19 protein-coding genes are annotated in these 16,432 nt (G+C 57.5%); 5 read left to right on the top strand and 14 right to left on the bottom strand.

The features are described 5' to 3' along the window. Window positions 1-4: 4 nt before the first annotated feature. The 5 genes from V9G17_13055 to V9G17_13035 all read left to right on the top strand — a co-directional run bounded on the left by V9G17_13055 (window position 5) and on the right by V9G17_13035 (window position 6,844). Window positions 5-3,637 (top strand): PAS domain S-box protein, encoded by a 3,633-nt coding sequence (locus tag V9G17_13055; GenBank protein MEI2753525.1) that lies wholly within the window; start codon window positions 5-7, stop codon window positions 3,635-3,637. After that, entirely contained in the window at window positions 3,634-4,458 is an 825-nt protein-coding gene (locus V9G17_13050; protein ID MEI2753524.1) for a response regulator, read from the top strand. The genes V9G17_13055 and V9G17_13050 overlap by 4 nt, the downstream gene beginning before the upstream one ends. Beyond that, the gene (locus V9G17_13045) at window positions 4,459-4,881 is read left to right on the top strand and encodes an ATP-binding protein (GenBank protein ID MEI2753523.1); all 423 of its coding nucleotides are present in this window, start codon (window positions 4,459-4,461) and stop codon (window positions 4,879-4,881) included. A 335-nt stretch (window positions 4,882-5,216) separates the two neighbouring features. Next, on the top strand, window positions 5,217-6,110 hold the full coding sequence (locus tag V9G17_13040) for an XrtA system polysaccharide deacetylase (GenBank protein ID MEI2753522.1): 894 nt from the start codon (window positions 5,217-5,219) through the stop codon (window positions 6,108-6,110). A 158-nt stretch (window positions 6,111-6,268) separates the two neighbouring features. Next, a complete protein-coding gene (locus tag V9G17_13035) occupies window positions 6,269-6,844 on the top strand; it encodes a hypothetical protein (protein MEI2753521.1) in 576 nt (191 codons plus the stop codon). 63 nt (window positions 6,845-6,907) lie between these two features. Here V9G17_13035 and V9G17_13030 read toward each other — a convergent pair whose 3' ends face one another. From V9G17_13030 to V9G17_12965, 14 genes are all read right to left on the bottom strand, one after another. Further along, window positions 6,908-7,561, bottom strand: coding sequence for a peptidylprolyl isomerase (locus V9G17_13030; protein MEI2753520.1), 654 nt, complete (start codon window positions 7,559-7,561; stop codon window positions 6,908-6,910). Window positions 7,562-7,595: 34 nt separating this feature from the next. Then, a complete protein-coding gene (gene rnc / locus V9G17_13025; GenBank protein ID MEI2753519.1) occupies window positions 7,596-8,300 on the bottom strand; it encodes a ribonuclease III in 705 nt (234 codons plus the stop codon). A gap of 27 nt (window positions 8,301-8,327) precedes the next feature. Further along, on the bottom strand, window positions 8,328-9,578 hold the full coding sequence (gene fabF, locus V9G17_13020; GenBank protein MEI2753518.1) for a beta-ketoacyl-ACP synthase II: 1,251 nt from the start codon (window positions 9,576-9,578) through the stop codon (window positions 8,328-8,330). Between the two features lie 13 nt (window positions 9,579-9,591). Then, window positions 9,592-9,825 carry an acyl carrier protein gene (gene acpP, locus V9G17_13015; protein ID MEI2753517.1) on the bottom strand — a complete coding sequence of 78 codons (234 nt, stop codon included), beginning with the start codon at window positions 9,823-9,825 and terminating at the stop codon, window positions 9,592-9,594. A gap of 99 nt (window positions 9,826-9,924) precedes the next feature. Next, a complete protein-coding gene (gene fabG / locus V9G17_13010; GenBank protein MEI2753516.1) occupies window positions 9,925-10,668 on the bottom strand; it encodes a 3-oxoacyl-[acyl-carrier-protein] reductase in 744 nt (247 codons plus the stop codon). Between the two features lie 29 nt (window positions 10,669-10,697). Further along, window positions 10,698-11,651, bottom strand: coding sequence for an ACP S-malonyltransferase (gene fabD / locus V9G17_13005; protein ID MEI2753515.1), 954 nt, complete (start codon window positions 11,649-11,651; stop codon window positions 10,698-10,700). Window positions 11,652-11,757: 106 nt separating this feature from the next. Further along, the gene (locus V9G17_13000; protein MEI2753514.1) at window positions 11,758-12,735 is read right to left on the bottom strand and encodes a beta-ketoacyl-ACP synthase III; all 978 of its coding nucleotides are present in this window, start codon (window positions 12,733-12,735) and stop codon (window positions 11,758-11,760) included. Further along, window positions 12,732-13,763 (bottom strand): phosphate acyltransferase PlsX, encoded by a 1,032-nt coding sequence (gene plsX, locus V9G17_12995; protein ID MEI2753513.1) that lies wholly within the window; start codon window positions 13,761-13,763, stop codon window positions 12,732-12,734. Before plsX ends, V9G17_13000 begins: the two co-directional genes overlap by 4 nt. 151 nt (window positions 13,764-13,914) lie before the next feature. Next, complete coding sequence (gene rpmF / locus V9G17_12990) at window positions 13,915-14,100, bottom strand: 50S ribosomal protein L32 (GenBank protein ID MEI2753512.1); 186 nt, start codon at window positions 14,098-14,100, stop codon at window positions 13,915-13,917. A 38-nt stretch (window positions 14,101-14,138) separates the two neighbouring features. Next, a complete protein-coding gene (locus V9G17_12985) occupies window positions 14,139-14,744 on the bottom strand; it encodes a DUF177 domain-containing protein (GenBank protein MEI2753511.1) in 606 nt (201 codons plus the stop codon). 84 nt (window positions 14,745-14,828) lie between these two features. Next, the gene (gene rpsR, locus V9G17_12980; GenBank protein ID MEI2753510.1) at window positions 14,829-15,086 is read right to left on the bottom strand and encodes a 30S ribosomal protein S18; all 258 of its coding nucleotides are present in this window, start codon (window positions 15,084-15,086) and stop codon (window positions 14,829-14,831) included. A 15-nt stretch (window positions 15,087-15,101) separates the two neighbouring features. Further along, window positions 15,102-15,494, bottom strand: coding sequence for a single-stranded DNA-binding protein (locus V9G17_12975; protein ID MEI2753509.1), 393 nt, complete (start codon window positions 15,492-15,494; stop codon window positions 15,102-15,104). Next, window positions 15,478-15,831 carry a 30S ribosomal protein S6 gene (gene rpsF, locus V9G17_12970; GenBank protein ID MEI2753508.1) on the bottom strand — a complete coding sequence of 118 codons (354 nt, stop codon included), beginning with the start codon at window positions 15,829-15,831 and terminating at the stop codon, window positions 15,478-15,480. The genes V9G17_12975 and rpsF overlap by 17 nt, the downstream gene beginning before the upstream one ends. A gap of 234 nt (window positions 15,832-16,065) precedes the next feature. Further along, window positions 16,066-16,431, bottom strand: coding sequence for a hypothetical protein (locus tag V9G17_12965; protein ID MEI2753507.1), 366 nt, complete (start codon window positions 16,429-16,431; stop codon window positions 16,066-16,068). Window position 16,432: the final 1 nt, after the last annotated feature.

Genomic DNA, 16,432 nt, shown 5'->3' with positions numbered 1-16,432 from the left:
GTCCATGCATCCGCTCCTCAAACGACAACTCAAACGCCTGGGGCTGGACGACGCAACCGCGCCCTCATCGCCCGACGTCTGGCAACACCTCCTCGAACGAGTGAGCCAGAGCTATCTGGAATCAGACCAGGGACGCGAACTCCTGGAGCGCTCGATCGCCTTATCTTCGCAAGAAATGCAGGAGCTGAATGAACAACTCCGGCGCACCTCGGAGAGTCAGCTCGCAGGAGAGAGGGACAAGTTACAGACGGTGCTCCGCTCCATGGGCGACGGACTCTGCGTCGTCGATCGACAGTGGAACATCGTGTTACTGAACCCCGAAGGCGAACGTCTCTGGGGCCTGACAGAAAAAGAGGTCGTCGGACGCCGGCTCCATGACATGATTTCCCTCTCCTACGGCACGAGCCTCACAGGCCCGATCTTCACTCAACTTCTGCTGGACGAAACTGCACAGGGCAACACCTTCCGGACCGATGACGGACTCCTGAGCACGACCACGGGACGCTCGTTTCCCGTCGCCTGTGTGCTGGCGCCGATTGTGCACGAAAATCGTGTAGCCGGAGCTGTACTCGTGTTTCGCGACATCACGGACCGGAAACATACAGAGAACATCCGTCACCGCACCGAAAGCCTGCTCCGGCGACAACAAACCGCGCTCTTCGAACTGACGCGCAACAGCATCATCCAAAGTGGCGTATTGGAACCGGCGCTGAAAGAAATCACCCGCGCGGCGGCCACGACCCTGGAGGTGGGCCGAACCAGCATCTGGCTTCTGAGCGAAGACCGTCAGGCGATTCACTGCAAAGACCTCTACGAATCTTCCAGTAATACTCACTCTTCAGGCCTTGAACTCCAGGCAGCGAGTTTTCCAGTATACTTCCGTGAAGTTCTCTCCGAGCACGTGATTGATGCCTCCGATGCCAGAAGCGACCCCCGCACCTGCGAGTTCACTTCCAGCTATCTGGAGCCCCTCGGGATCGGCGCCATGCTGGACATCCCGATTCGGTTCAAAGGCAAACTCGTCGGGGTGCTCTGCAATGAGCATATCGGCACGCCGCGCTCCTGGATGCTGGAAGAACAGCAGTTCGGCCATGCGATCGCCTCCCTGGTATCGCTCGCACTCGAAGCCGTCGAGCGCCTCCACGCCGAAGGGGAGCTGCGCAAGAGCGAGGGACGGACCAGATTGATCATCGACACCGCGCTCAGCGCGGTGATCAGTATGGACGAGAAAGGCGCTATTATCGGCTGGAATTCCCAGGCCGAACAGGTCTTCGGATGGACGCGCGAGGAGGCGATCGGCCGCCTTATGACGGAGACCATCATTCCGGTCGAGCACCGCGAGGGTCACGATCGTGGGCGCGAGCGGTTTCTCAAAACCGGTCAAGGCCGGGTCATGAACAGACGAATCGAAACGACCGCGCTCCATCGCGACGGCACCGAGTTCCCAGTCGAGCTAGCGATGACACCACTCCGTATCGAGAATGCCTATACCTTCACCGCCTTCGCCGTGGATATTTCAGAACGAAAAAAAGCGGAAGAAGCCTTGCGCACAAGCGAAGCGCGGTTGACGATGACAGTGCAGGGCTCGCACATCGGAATCTGGGACTGGAACCTCACGACAGGCGCGATCTACTTCTCCCCGCAATGGAAAAGTCAGCTCGGCCATACCGACACCACGCTCGCCAGCAATTTCAACGAATGGCGGACACGGATCCATTCAGACGACCAACCGTTGGTCCATGAGACCATCCAGTCCTGTCTCGATGGACAGCGAGCCCAGTTCGAGCTCGAACATCGCCTTCAACATCGAGATGGCTCCTATCGCTGGATTCTGTCTCGCGGCAGTTTGATTCGAGACGTCTATGGGGTGGCGACACGCATGGTCGGCATCCACATCGATACCACCGACCGGAAACAGAGCGAGCAGGAACTCCGCGCAGCGAAGGAAGCGGCAGAGGCCGCCAGCACGGCAAAGAGCGAATTTCTGGCCAATATGAGCCACGAAATCCGCACTCCGATGAACGGAGTACTGGGCACGACCGAACTCCTGCTCAATACACAGCTGACAGACAAACAACGGCATCTTGCCTCAACGGTTCTCCGATCCGGGAAAACCCTTCTGGCTATTATCAACGACATCCTGGATTTTTCAAAAATTGAAGCGGGCAAGCTAGATCTGGAGTGCATCGACTTTGACTTACTCCCGGTGCTCGAAGAATCGCTTGAGCTGTTCGGCGAAGCCGCACGCCGAAAACAGCTTCGGCTCTCCCATCATATCGGTGAGGCAGTCCCACGGTATCTCAAGGGTGACCCGGTCCGGTTCCGCCAGGTCCTCATGAATCTCTTGAGCAACGCGATGAAATTTACCGAAACAGGTGAGATCTCCCTGAAAGCCGAGTATGTAGAAGGCACCACGACCCGGGCATTGCTACGATTCGCCGTCACCGATACCGGCATCGGCATTTCGGCAGCGGCCCAGTCACGCATCTTCGATGCATTCTCGCAGGCGGATGGCTCAACCACCAGACGATACGGCGGAACCGGTCTTGGCCTCTCCATTGCCAAACAGTTAGTCGGCCTGATGGGCGGGAGCATCACGGTAGAGAGCACACCCGGGAGTGGTTCGACGTTCGCCTTTACGGTCCAGTTCGATCTCCAGCCGCTGGGATCAGGGCTTTCAACGATGCTCGAGCCCTATCTACATGTGCCAGAGCCTGTTCTTTCATCCGGACAGACCAACGATGCCCCTCACCACATCTCACCTTCATTGGGACCGGATTTCCCAGGCGCCAAGCCGAACGGACGGATCCTGTTGGCTGAAGATAGCCCCGTCAACCGCGAAGTGGCCATCGGGATGCTGGAACAACTGGGCTACGAGGTCGAGGTGGCAGAAAACGGGCGGCAGGCCCTCGTGACTACCGAGCACAACCAATTCGACATCGTGCTCATGGACTGTCAGATGCCTGAAATGGACGGACTCACAGCCACCGGAGCAATTCGCACTCGCGAACAGTCATCCAGCCAACGTCGCGTCCCGATCATCGCGCTGACTGCCCACGCCATGCAGGGGGACCGAGAGCAATGCCTCGCGGCCGGCATGGATGATTACCTGAGCAAACCGTATACCCAGACACAGTTGCAAGAAATCTTACGCAAATGGCTGAGGAGCCATGAGTCTCCTGCACACACCACGGAGCCGACCGTCCCTGCTCAGCCGTCTCGGCCGGAATCACTCCGAACGACGACCGAACCAATGGATGACGCCACTGTCACGGTGCCGGGCATGGACCTTACTGCCCTCAAAAGCATCCGCGCGTTACAACGCCCCAACCGACCAGATGTGCTGGCCTCCGTGCTTCGCAAATATCTCGACAGTTCGCGTGAAAGCCTGGAAGCGCTGCGTGACGCCATTCGCGCCAACGACCCAACGGTATTACAAGCCATTGCGCATCGGCTCAAATCGAGCAGCGCGCAACTTGGCGCCCTCGCCGTGGCTGCCAGCTGCAAGGAACTCGAAACCATGGGCCATCGGAACAATCTCGTCGATGCCGAGCGGTCGTTCGCACAATTACAATCCGACTATCTGACCGCCTGCACTGTCTTCCGCAATGAGATTGCCAAGGAGAAGCAGCCATGAACCTGCTGACACCAGGACGAGCACCCTGCGCACTGGTTACGGATGACGATATCATCATCCGTATGTTCGCTCGCGAGTCATTGGAACAAGCAGGCTGGGCGGTGATGGAGGCTGAAAACGGGATTGAAGCCTGCGAGCTCTTTGAGAAATGCCCGCCGGACGTGGTGCTCCTCGACGTGATGATGCCGGGCATGGACGGATTCGCCACCTGTGCGGCATTACGCCGGTTGCCGGCCGGAGAACATACTCCGATTCTGATCATGACCGGCCTGGACGACTTTGAGTCCATCACCAAGGCCTACGATGCCGGTGCAACCGACTTTATCCTCAAACCGCTGAATGCGATGCTGCTCACCAACCGAATTCGGTATATGGTTCGGGCCAGCCAAGTGCTCCGGGAACTCCGGGAGAGCCAGGCCACACTCACTCAAGCCCGTGATGCGGCGATCGAGGGGGCTCGGATCAAATCTGAGTTCCTCGCCACCATGAGTCACGAAATCCGTACCCCCATGAACGGCGTCCTAGGCATGACGGACTGGCTGCTCGATACGCCCCTCACCGCCGAACAGCTGGACTGTGCCCAGACCATCCGCTCGTCCGGCGATGCCTTGATGGTCATCATCAACGACATTCTGGATTTCTCCAAGATCGAATCCGGAAAACTGTCTCTCGAATTACTGGACTTCGACTTGTCCCTCTTTATTGACCGGGTTCTGGCCCTCTTTGGGGAACGGGCAAAACGGAAGGGCCTCTTACTGACCTCCCGGATTAGCCAAGACGTGCCAACCGCCTTATGTGGCGATCCCGCCAGACTCCAATAAATTCTTAGCAACTTATTGGCGAACGCCATCAAATTCAGCGATCACGGCACAGTCTCTATTCTCGTGGAGCTCGATCAACGCCCTCCTGAGCAACGCCTCGAATTTCCCGCCACCCGTTATGGCGAACTATCGGCACAGCAAGACCGGGTCACACACCTCCGATTCTCCGTCTCGGATAATGGTATCGGCATTGCCCCAAGCGCCGTTGCCAAACTCTTTCAGCCGTTTGTCCAAGCAGATGGATCCACCACCAGGAAATATGGTGGGACTGGGCTAGGGCTCGCCATTTGCAAACAACTCGTTGAATTGATGGGAGGACATATCGGCGCGGAAAGTGATCCAGGATCCGGTTCTGTCTTTCGATTTACCGTGCCTCTTCAGCAACAATTACTGAACAACGACAAGGCACATCACACGGCCTAACCAGCAAGTCTCACGGCTTTCCCGATCCCATCCATTCCATCCCTCATCCCATCGATGTACCAATTTCAAGAATTCCTACGACGTATCTATTAAGATACGCTCTCGGCCGATTATCATGCACCAAAGAGTGCTGAAGATTCAGATGCTTCAACTATCAGCTTGAAATCACTAATGAAATTACATGGCTCAAACTTTGCTTTACTTCATCATGCACACATAGTATACAAAGTATGTCGAAAGGGTTTGCTTTGTGATCTCCTTCTCAAGCATCCTGATGTCAGCTCTTACTTATCTCGCCTAGTAGGCAAAACCCTACACCCAAGGATCACACACCAGTGCATTGCCTGACATTCGACATCGAAGAACATTTTCAGGTGTCTCGTTTCGATTCCCCGATTCGTCGACGGCACTGGGGCTCCTTTGAGAGTCGTGTCACCACGAACACCTGCAAGATGCTGGATCTACTCGCTCGCTACCAGACCAGGGCCACCTTCTTCGTATTGGGATGGGTTGCAGAGCGACATCCCGGACTCATTAAACAGATCGCCGAATGTGGTCATGAAATTGCCTCACATGGGTATGGCCATGAATTGGTCACAGCCCAAACTCCGGAATTGTTCCGTGCAGATGTGAGAAGGTCCAAACAAATTCTCGAAGACCTCACCGGATCACCGGTGCAAGGCTACCGCGCTCCGGGATTTACGATAACTCGCGAAACTCTGTGGGCCCTCCCCATCCTCGCCGAGGAAGGGTTTACCTACGACTCGAGCGTCGTTCCGATTCGACACGATCATTGTGGCGTTCCCGGCTCCGATCCTTGGCACCATCTGAAACAGACTGCTTCAGGCCCCATCTGGGAAGTCCCGCCCTCTACCGTGAACCTAGGCGGAATACGGCTTCCCATTGCCGGCGGCATCTATTTCCGTCTGCTGCCCTTCCCCCTACTCTGCGGGTTGTTGCAACGGATCGAACAAAAAGGTCGTCCTCTGGTCATGTATTTCCATCCGTGGGAACTGGACCCCCACCAACCGCACATGGAAGGTCCTTTCCTTTCCCAACTTTTTCATTATATGAATTTGGACAAAATGGAGTTCCGGGTTTCTACCCTGATGAATACCTTCCGATTCGGTCCCATTGCCGAACAGATCGACCTTTCGCCGATCATGCCGCTCGATGCAACCGCGTTTCCAGCTGTTCCTCCTGCCGAAATTGCCCACGATTTAGCGTAGCGAAATCTGCATCCCTCCATCCCCCCGTCACGCCGCGCCCACGCGCGGGCGCAGGTTATGTGCTGCGCCAAAGTAGGGATTGCAGTGTCTACACGGTTTCAGTACGGTAGGAGTCGCGTTCGAGAAATTTGATCCCGAAGCACTCAAGGAGAATCACGATGCACGAGGGGAGTAGGAATCGGCGACTACTGTCGCCCAACTCAGTGAGCCTGATGTGGACGCTGGCCTGCCTGCTGCTTCTACCCGGCGCGGCGACCAGCCAAACCTTGGATGACACCGTGCAGTTCATCAGCGACATGGCCAATACACACGGGTTTGTCCGCAGTCTGAGTTGCAGAAATCCAAAAGCGGGAAAACCGACGAAGATTACCGAGATCTACACCGTGATTCCGACCGGAACGAAACTCGGCACAGTCGAACTCAATCACGGACACGACGAGGTCAATACCGGATTCACACATTTCGATCTGCACGACATCGATACGATCGAGTACCAGGGGCAAGACACGCGCGACAACAACCTGGTCCTCTACGGCGTCCGCGTGACTTGCAAGAGCAACGGCCCTTGCATTATGAAAACAAGTTACTGTACCGGGGCGGTAACCGAACTCGAAGCACAGTTTCCAGAAGATATCCTGCTCTTCCGCTCCGCTTCGCATGCGGAGCGCATGACCAAAGCACTCTCCCATCTCTTGGGGCTGGTCCGCGCCCAACAACAGAACCAACCCTTCTAATCGCTCAATCTGTGCTAGGCCGCGCTCGGGAGGAGTTTCGGCCCTGGCACGTAGATCCTCAGGTCACTCGATGATCGTGACCACCATTTCCACTCGCTCAACCGGATTGTCGCAGGGGCCCTTCCCTGCAGGGGTCGGTGCCCCGCCTTGACACATCACTCGCGGTAGCGCCACGATCTTGTCCGCCACCCCGATTCCTTTGACGACCTCACCGAAAATCGTATACTTGCGGTCCAAGAACCTCGACTCCTCAACAACGATAAAAAACTGAGATCCTGCGCTGTCCGGATCCTGTGCCCGCGCCATCGATACCACGCCACGCTTGTGCGGCAGATCGCTGAACTCGGCTTTCACATTGTGCCCTGGCCCACCCTGACCATAGGCATCCTTCTTCAACGAGTCCTTCGTATTGGGGTCCCCCCCCTGGATCATGAATCCCGGGATCGCCCGATGGAAAGTCGTGCCATTATAAAACCCCGATTTGGCCAACTTGATGAAATTCTCCACATGCTTCGGCGCGACTTCCGGCAGAAACTTGATCTCAATATCGCCGAACTTTGTCTTGATGACCGCCCTCGCCTGACTCGCACTCACAGCTTCGGTTCCGGCTGGAGCAGCCTCAGCAGCCTGGCCGATTCCCGCCACGCCGACTGCCATGAACAGACTCACTACTCCCACAATTTTGAATCGATTGCTCCATCGCATCTGTGTCATCATCACTCTTCCTCCTTGTCGGACCACGCCCCTTCGCTCAGGCCAACTGTGTCAACGCTTCCTTCGCCGCCATCTGCTCGGCTTCTTTCTTACTATGCCCGCACCCAATCCCTCGCATGACACCCTGAATGGTCAACTCGACCTCGAAGACCTTCTCATGGTCAGGCCCCGATTCCCGGACGGTCGCATACTGCGGCAAGGTATCAAACCGCTTCTGGCAGACCTCCTGGAGCTGTGTCTTGTAATCCTCCATCCCTGGTCGCGCCTGTTCGGCACGTGTCGCCAGCAATTCTTCTTCCAACACCCGCAGCGTAAACGTCCGGCTGGCTTCCAGCCCGCCGTCTAGATAAATCGCGGCAATCAGGGCTTCAAGCGCATCCGCCAACAGGGAGTGTTTCTCACGCCCCTTGGAGAGTTCTTCGCCTTTCCCCAGTCGCAAGAGGTGGCCCAGCTTCATGCGTCTGGCCGCCTTCGCAAGCGACGCCTCGCTGACCAGGTGGGCCTTCAACTTCGAAAGGCCGCCCTCATTGCTGCCTGGAAACTCAGCGGCGAGATACTCACTCATGACAAGGGAGAGCACCGCGTCGCCCAGAAACTCCAAGCGTTCATTCTGTGTTCGATCTTTGCTGCGCCGCTCGTTGGAGTAAGACTTGTGCGTCAACGCTTCTTCCAACAGGCGAGGCTGATGGAAACGGTAGCCCAGAAGGCGCTGGACCGCCTCAATTGACGTAGCCGGCGTCATACGACCTGACTCGCGCACTGAAGAGGATTACTGGTCACACCTGCGAAAAAGGAGACAGGCGTTAACCCCGCCAAACCCGAAGGAATTGGAAAGGACGACCTGAGTCTTGACCAGACGCGCAGTATTGGGCACGTAGTCAAGATCGCAGGCGGGATCGGGATGATCAAGATTGATGGTCGGGGGCAACACGCCATGGTGCAGCGCCAGAATGCTAAACACTGCCTCAATACCACCGGCCGCACCCAAGAGATGCCCTGTCATGGATTTCGTCGAACTGACAGGAATTCTGTAGGCTTGCTCCCCAAACACATGCTTAATCGCCTTGGTTTCAATGGCATCCGCCATGGTAGACGTACCATGGGCGTTGATATAGCCGATGTCTGTTTTGGCCACCCCAGCATCCTTCAACGCCATTTCCATACACCGGACCGCGCCCTCCCCTTCTTCAGGCGGAGCCGTAATATGGTACGCATCGCTATTCATCGCGTATCCGATGACTTCGGCATAGATGCGAGCGCCGCGCGCACGCGCATGCTCAAGTTCTTCGAGCACCACCACACCGGCCCCTTCGCCCAAGACGAACCCGTCTCGATCCTTGTCGAATGGACGGCTGGCCTTCGTCGGGTTGTCGTTTCTAAAAGAGAGGGCTTTTGCCGAAGCAAACCCGGCCACGCCAAGGGGGGTAATCGCCGCCTCGGCACCGCCGGCGATCATCACATCCGCATCACTGCGCTGAATGAGCCGGTAGGCATCGCCGATGCAGTGATTGCCGGTTGCACAGGCCGTCACAGCACAGGAGTTGGGTCCTTTTGCACCGACTCGAATCGCCACCTGCCCGGAAGCAAGGTTGATGATGGTCATCGGAATGAAAAACGGAGAGACCCGACCAGGACCCTTCTCCCTGAGCACATCATGATAATGTTCAATAGACCCCAGCCCACCGATACCGGACCCGATGTAGACGCCGACTCGCGTGGCTTCTTCAGGCACCACCTTGAGCTTCGCGTCGTCCACCGCCAACTGGCTCGCCCCCACCGCATAGTGGATGAAGGTGTCCATCTTCTTGATTTCTTTTTTCTCGATGAACTGAGCCGGGTCGAAATCCTTGACCTCTCCAGCAATCTGCGCATCATAGCCGGTCGGATCGAATCGCGTGATTCGGCCGATCCCCGACTCTCCGGCGCACAGCGCTTTCCAGGTCTTCTCCACCCCGGTCCCAAGCGGAGTGACCAGTCCGAGACCGGTTACCACCACACGTCTGGCAGGTCGATCGTGCATACCTACGGTTCCGCTAGGCCTTCTCTTTAATATAATCCAGCGCTTTGCCGACGGTTAGGATCTTCTCGGCATCCTCATCGGGGATCTCGATTTCAAACTCTTCTTCCAGAGCCATCACCAATTCGACCGTGTCGAGCGAATCGGCGCCCAAATCCTCGACGAAATGGGCCTCGAGCGTTACTTCTTCTTCCTCGACCCCCAACTGCTCGGCAATAATTTTCTTCACCCGTTCATCTACTGTTGCCATGGACTTGCCCACCTCCTTCCCCATCTTACTTGACCTCCACATTCCTCACCGGGAGATTCCGGATCGAGGACACCAACCCGGACACCCGACCTGACTCACTTATACCATGAGCATGCCACCGTTCACGTGCAACACTTGCCCTGTGATATACGACGCTGCATCCGATACCAGAAACCGAACCGCCGCCGCAATGTCGGAGGGAAGCCCCAGTCGGCCCAAAGGAATCTGCTTCTGCAACGCCTCCTTGACTTCGGGGGACAGTCCCTGGGTCATCGCCGTATCGATAAAGCCCGGCGCCACCGCATTTACCGTCACCGCTCGACTGGCATACTCACGCGCGGCCGTCTTGGTAAACCCAATCACCGCCGCCTTGGAGGCGGCATAGTTCGCCTGCCCCACATTCCCCATTGCCCCGACGATCGAGGCGATGTTGACGATCCGCCCAAAACGCTGTTTCGTCATCGGAAGGAGAACGGCTTTCGTGCAATGAAAGGTTCCATTCAGATTAACCTGCAAGACCAGGTTCCAATCTTCTTCTTTCATTCTGAGCAACAATCCATCACGGGTAATGCCCGCGTTGTTCACCAGAATATCAATTCTGCCCCACTCCTGCATCACGTGGTCAGCCATGGCCTTGGTATCGTTCCAATCGGCCACGTTCACCTTCACACTCAGCGCCCGGCGTCCCATCTTTTGAATCGCCGCCACCGCATCCTGCGAACGCGCCGGATCAAGGTCAGCGACCACGATATCCGCCCCGTCCTCCGCCAACGCTTCCGCAATGGCCCGTCCGATTCCTTGGGCGCCCCCGGTGACAATCGCGACTTTTCCCTGTAATGACATCAGCCTGCTCCCCGCAATCTCAACTCGTCTTACGCCTGATTGCTCGTGCCCAACGTCGTGAGCGTCGCCTCGAGCGACTTCGGATCATTGACGTTCGCCGTGACGGCGCCTGGAAGAATCCGCTTCACCAACCCCGTCAGCACGGTTCCCGGCCCTATCTCAACGAAGGTCGTCACGCCGAGCTTCGCCATCGCCTGTACCGACTCTTCCCACCGCACCGATGACGGCAACTGCCGCACCAGTGAGGCCCGGATGTCCTCGGAGCGTTGCAGCGCCACGGCTTCGGCATTGTTCACCAACGGCACGGTCAAATCGCGCCAGGCTATTCCTCCAAATTCCGCGGCGAGCCGGTCTGCGGCCTTTTGCATCAGCGGCGTATGCACCGGGACACTGACCGGGAGTGGAATGGCCTTTTTACATCCCCGGGTCTTAGCAATCTCAATAGCCCGTTCGACAGCGGCCTTTTCTCCGGCAATCACGACTTGGCCGGGAGAATTAAAATTCGCCGCCGCCACCACACCAACCGACGCAGCCTCCTGACAGACCGCTTTGACCACCTCCGCAGTAAGCCCCAATAACGCAGCGACCTGACCTGTTCCAGGCGGCACCGCTTCCGACATATAGCGACCGCGCTTCTGGACAAGCGCGACGGCGTCCCGAAACGATACTCCACCGGCCGCATAGACCGCCGAATATTCACCGAGACTATGCCCTGCAACGGCCAGCGGCTTCAACCCGGCCGGTTCCAGCGCCTTCAGGGCCGCGGCACTACTCACCAACAACGCCGGCTGAGTATTCTCCGTGAGATTCAACCGCTCCGCCGGACCGTCGAAACAGAGCTGCGCCACATCGTACCCGAGAATGGAGGAGGCCTCTTCATAGACCGCCTTGACTGCCGGAGACGCCTCGTAAAACGCCCGCCCCATTCCTACAGATTGCGACCCCTGTCCGGGGAACAAAAATCCAATTTGTGACGCCATCATAGCCGCGTAAGGTATCGTAGAAACCACGCTCAATGTCAACGGGAAAAAGCTGGAGAAAATCCCTCTGTCAGTGGCGACGGATGCCCCACGACCACGCCTCCCCTGACTACCAACGAACCAGAGCCGAAGCCCAGGTCAAGCCTGCCCCGAAAGCACCGAACATCACTAACTGCCCCTCTTTCACCCGTCCATCGCGCACAGCTTCATCCAACGCAATGGGGATCGACGCAGCCGAGGTGTTACCATATCGATCCATATTCAAGATCACTTTTTCAAGCGGCAACTTCAAGCGATCGGCCACCGCTTTAATGATCCGCAAGTTGGCCTGATGGGGAATGTAGAGATCGAGATCCTCAACGGAGAGCTGATGTGCAGCGAGAGTCTCCCGCGCCACTTCCTCGAGGGTCCGTACCGCCACCTTAAACGTTTCATTACCTTTCATTTTGATGTACTGCGATCGCTCGCTCACCATGGCTTCAGAGGGAGGGATTCGCGTCCCACCGCCCGGCACCACAATCAAATCAGAAAGGCTTCCATCCGAGTGCAAGTGAGTGGACAAGACCCCGCGCTCACCCTCCGATGCACTCACGACCGCCGCACCGGCGCCATCCCCGAACAGGATGCAGGTGTTACGATCCGTCCAATCCGTAATCGTCGACATCACTTCCGAGCCTACGACCAAGACATGGCGCATGCCGGTTCGAATATAGGCATCGGCCACACCGAGCGCGTAGACAAACCCGCAGCAGGCGGCAGACACATCACAGGCTGCGGCACGGATTGCCCCTAAGCGGTGCTGGAGCAGGCAGGCCGTAGAGGGTAGCGGCATGTCTCCTGTGCAGGTAGCCAGGAGAATCATGTCGAGTTCCCCGGCGGAGACACCGGCAGCCTTCAAGGCACGCTCGGCGGCAATCAGCCCCAGATCGGAACAGGCCTGCCCCTCGGCTGCGATACGGCGCTCGCGAATTCCCGTGCGTTCGCGAATCCATTCATCGGACGTCGCAACCAGCTTCTCTAGGTCGACATTCGTCATCACCCGTTCCGGGGCGTAGGACCCCGTTCCGGTGATCCGTGCTCGTATCACACCTGCGTTCCTTCCGGTTTCTCGTCCTGATGGCGTCTCAGGCTCTCTTCGATATCACGCTGGATCAGTTCATCCAGCCTGGTCTCGGCCAGACCCTTCGCGCGACGAATCGCATTCTTAATCGCCTTGGCAGAGGAACGGCCATGGCAAATCATCGTGGTTCCATTCACTCCAAGCAGAGGCGCGCCGCCAAACTCGGCGTAATCAATTTTTCGTTTGAGGTTCAGCAACGGCTTCGCAATCAACGGATAGGCTAATCGCCCGAGCCAGGAGCCGGAGATTTCTTTCATTAACAACTTCTTGATGACGTCCGCGACCCCCTCGGAAATCTTCAGCGCCACATTGCCGATAAATCCATCGCACACCACCACATCGGCGCTGCCGCTGTACACCTCCCGCCCCTCGATGTTGCCGATAAAATTCAACGGACTGGCCTTCAGCAGTTTAAACGCTTCCTTGGTCACCTCGTTGCCCTTGCTGTCCTCTTCACCGATACTCAAGAGCCCCACGCGTGGATTCGGCTTCGCATAGACGTGCTTCGCGAACTCGTTCCCCATCAAGGCGAATTGCTCAAGATGCTGGGCCGTGCAATCCACATTGGCGCCGACATCAAGCATGATCGCACTACCGGTTAGGGTGGGCAACATCGTGGCAATCGCCGGACGCTCCACTCCTTTGATCAATCCAAGCACAAAAAACGATGCGACCATGCTCGCGCCGGTATTCCCCGGACTCACGACGGCATCAGCCTCTCCCGATTTCACCAGCTCCGTCGCCACCCAAATGGAAGACTCGCGTTTCTTTCGCGCCACTGCAGCCGGCGACTCGTGCATCTCCACCACCTGCGGCGCATGGTGAATCGTGATCCTCGTATCGGTGCAATGGAGTTTGTGGCAAGCGGCGGCCAGCTCATCCTGCTTGCCGACCAGAATGATCCCGACGCCCAGTTCCTGCGCGGCTTGCATCGCGCCTTCAATGACCGGGGCCGGTCCGTGGTCTCCGCCCATCGCATCGACGGCTATCTTCATGTGCGATCAGCAGTCCACGGATAGAGATGTGAAGAATCGTGTAGAGACGCCCTGTCGGCTAGGACCTGAACGGCCTCACCCATGGCATGGCGTCGGATCGTGATCACGGTGCGCAATTGTACCCGAATCACGTCTGGAAAAGAACCAGCTGTTACGCTTCCTCGACGACGATGACGGCCTTCCCCTTGTAGGTCCCGCAATTCATGCACGTATAGTGCGGCAGCTTCAATTCGTGGCATTGCGGGCACAACGAAAAACCTGGGGGAACCAGTCTGGTCTTGGCGGTTCGCCGCATATCTCGCCGGGACCGTGAATGTTTGTGTTTTGGATTTGCCATGACGACTCCTTCAACGGGTACAGATCCCGGTTAACCGACTATGCGTTTCCACCTTTGGATTGGCGCCCCCGTAGCACACGAAAGGGACTCGGTCCCTGCTCCGGAGGACAACCGCAGCGACGCTCATTCAAATTCTGGCCGCACTGCGGACAGAGACCAAGGCACTCTTCCCGACACAACGGCTGCATCGGAGCCGCCAGAATCACCTGCTCGCGCACCATGGGAACCAGGTCAAGGTGATCGCCCTGATACAGATAGACCTCATCCGCCTCTTCCGTTTCTTCGACCGGCTCAACCGGTTGGGCGCCCCGTCTCGGACTTCTCCGAGGTGCCTCCGCCGGAGTCGGCTTGCTCACCGCGTCCGGCTGCGGAAGATATTCCGCGTAGAGGGTCACAAAAAGCGGTTCGGCATACTCCGTGAGACACCGAACACACTGACGGATCGCCGTCCCTTCCAAGGTTCCGGTCACCGTGATCGGCCCTTCGTGATGGACGAGCTCCAACTGAACCGTGAGCGGCCCCTGAAACTTTTCTTCCGGCTCATCCAAGCCAAGCTGCGGTCCCGTGGCCGTGCACGACAGGGAGAGTCCTTCCGAGGCGATGTCAACAATCGCAGGGTTGAGCGTATCCATAGGCACTGTCACGACAGGAAACGCCGCTCCCGCATGGAACGGGAGACGGACTGCTGGACGACCTGATCCAAGACTCACCAAAACCTAACCCTCGCCCTATCGCTCTTCAGCGAAGCTCACCAAGGCGATCTGACGCGCCCGCTTCACCGCCACCGTCAAGACACGCTGGTGCTGCAGGCAGTTTCCAGAAATGCGACGCGGGACGATTCGTCCGCGTTCAGTCAGAAAGTTCCGCAACAGACCGACGTCTTTGAAATCGATCGGCGCCTTATCCACACAAAACCGGCACGGCTTGCGGCGCTGAAAAAAACGCCCCCCTCCGCCCCCGCCATTTCCGCGATCTCCTCGTTCCATACTCGCCTCCGTCTGCTACTGCTGTTCGTCTTCGTAAGAAGGTTCTTCGTGTAGGCCGCCGCTCTCGCCTCCCGCCTCGCCCCGCTTCGGCAGAAAGGTCACGCCTTGGGCCACAACTTCGTGTTTACTACGCTTTTGTCCGTCCTCGGTCTCCCAACGGCGCTGCTGAAGCCGCCCATCGATGATTACGCCGTTGCCCTTGCTGAGATACTGTCCGCAATGCTCCGCCTGCTTCCCGAACACCACGATGTCGATGAAACAAACTTCTTCCTTGAGTTCATCCCCCTGCTTAAACCGCCGACTCGTCGCCAGCCCGAAGCTGGCAACCGGCGTCCCGCTGGGGGTATACCGCAACTCCGGATTGCGGGTCAGATTCCCGACCAGGATGACTTTATTGAACCCCGCCAACGGTGGCTCCTTGTGGTGCGGCCACAGGGGCGCCTCTGGGCGGAGCCGGCTCCTGTTCCAATTTCACGGTCAGAAATTTAATGATCGAATCTTCAAGTCGGTAGGCGCGTTCGAGTTCGGCGATCACCGCTCCCGGCCCCTTGAAATAAAAGTAGACGTACGTGCCCTTACGTTCACGCTTGATCTCGTAGGCGAGCTTCTTGCGGCCCCAATTTTCGGCCCGCTCGAGAGAGGCCCCGTTCTTCGTCACGGTGCCCTTCATCTTTTCAATCAGCGCAGTCGTCTCTTCGTCGCTTAAGGACGGACGAATAATGAACAGGGACTCGTAGAGCTCCATGCAGATTCCTCCTGGGCGTTGGCCCCCATTCATAGATGGGAGCGAGGTGTAGGTGCCGGATTTACCGGCCGAGCTGGGGAAGGTAGCACAGCTTCAAAGAATGTGTCAAACGGCCGAGTATCTTTTTCCTAAGCACCAGGCTCTTCGGGAAAGCCGCATCGACTCTCCACGCACTTAGTCACGGGAGCCCGCCGACGGAAAACACTCGGCAACACCCGGATAAGACTCCCGAGCTCACAATTTCTTCCTGAATTGCGGTGGCACATGAGCCGGAGGAGTCGGGCGAGGTCCAGGCATACCTGATGGCGGACGCGCCGCGCCGAAGCCACCATATCCACCATACCAACCAAAACCGAGCGGTCCGTATGGACCGCCATAATACCCGAGCGGATTTCCCCAATACCCTGGGCCATACCCGATCCCATATCCAGGCCCGTATCCTGGACCGGGCCAGGAGGAATAGGACTGACTACCGGCGTAGCCGGGATCGACCAGGAAATCACTCTGTGCCAGTCGCTCCGTCTGATGAACCGATTGGGCGCAACCTGGCAACCACACGATGGCACAGAGCACAATCAACCTCGGCACGAATCGAATCATG

The organism is Nitrospira sp. (assembly GCA_037045225.1).
GTDB lineage: Bacteria > Nitrospirota > Nitrospiria > Nitrospirales > Nitrospiraceae > Nitrospira_A.
Note: the sequence above shows the minus strand (reverse complement) of the source record. Positions and strands in the feature narration are given on the sequence as shown.

Excerpts from the sequence above, each read along its gene's own strand:
- fabD (MEI2753515.1), bottom strand. The coding sequence starts at position 11,651 with ATGATGGCGTCACAAATTGGATTTTTGTTCCCCGGACAGGGGTCGCAA.
- V9G17_12965 (MEI2753507.1), bottom strand. The coding sequence starts at position 16,431 with ATGATTCGATTCGTGCCGAGGTTGATTGTGCTCTGTGCCATCGTGTGG.
- rnc (MEI2753519.1), bottom strand. The coding sequence starts at position 8,300 with ATGACGCCGGCTACGTCAATTGAGGCGGTCCAGCGCCTTCTGGGCTAC.
- rpmF (MEI2753512.1), bottom strand. The coding sequence starts at position 14,100 with ATGGCAAATCCAAAACACAAACATTCACGGTCCCGGCGAGATATGCGG.
- fabG (MEI2753516.1), bottom strand. The coding sequence starts at position 10,668 with ATGTCATTACAGGGAAAAGTCGCGATTGTCACCGGGGGCGCCCAAGGA.
- acpP (MEI2753517.1), bottom strand. The coding sequence starts at position 9,825 with ATGGCAACAGTAGATGAACGGGTGAAGAAAATTATTGCCGAGCAGTTG.
- V9G17_13050 (MEI2753524.1), top strand. The coding sequence starts at position 3,634 with ATGAACCTGCTGACACCAGGACGAGCACCCTGCGCACTGGTTACGGAT.
- rpsR (MEI2753510.1), bottom strand. The coding sequence starts at position 15,086 with ATGGAACGAGGAGATCGCGGAAATGGCGGGGGCGGAGGGGGGCGTTTT.
- V9G17_13055 (MEI2753525.1), top strand. The coding sequence starts at position 5 with ATGCATCCGCTCCTCAAACGACAACTCAAACGCCTGGGGCTGGACGAC.
- V9G17_13030 (MEI2753520.1), bottom strand. The coding sequence starts at position 7,561 with ATGATGACACAGATGCGATGGAGCAATCGATTCAAAATTGTGGGAGTA.
- V9G17_13035 (MEI2753521.1), top strand. The coding sequence starts at position 6,269 with ATGCACGAGGGGAGTAGGAATCGGCGACTACTGTCGCCCAACTCAGTG.
- plsX (MEI2753513.1), bottom strand. The coding sequence starts at position 13,763 with ATGAAGATAGCCGTCGATGCGATGGGCGGAGACCACGGACCGGCCCCG.
- rpsF (MEI2753508.1), bottom strand. The coding sequence starts at position 15,831 with ATGGAGCTCTACGAGTCCCTGTTCATTATTCGTCCGTCCTTAAGCGAC.
- fabF (MEI2753518.1), bottom strand. The coding sequence starts at position 9,578 with ATGCACGATCGACCTGCCAGACGTGTGGTGGTAACCGGTCTCGGACTG.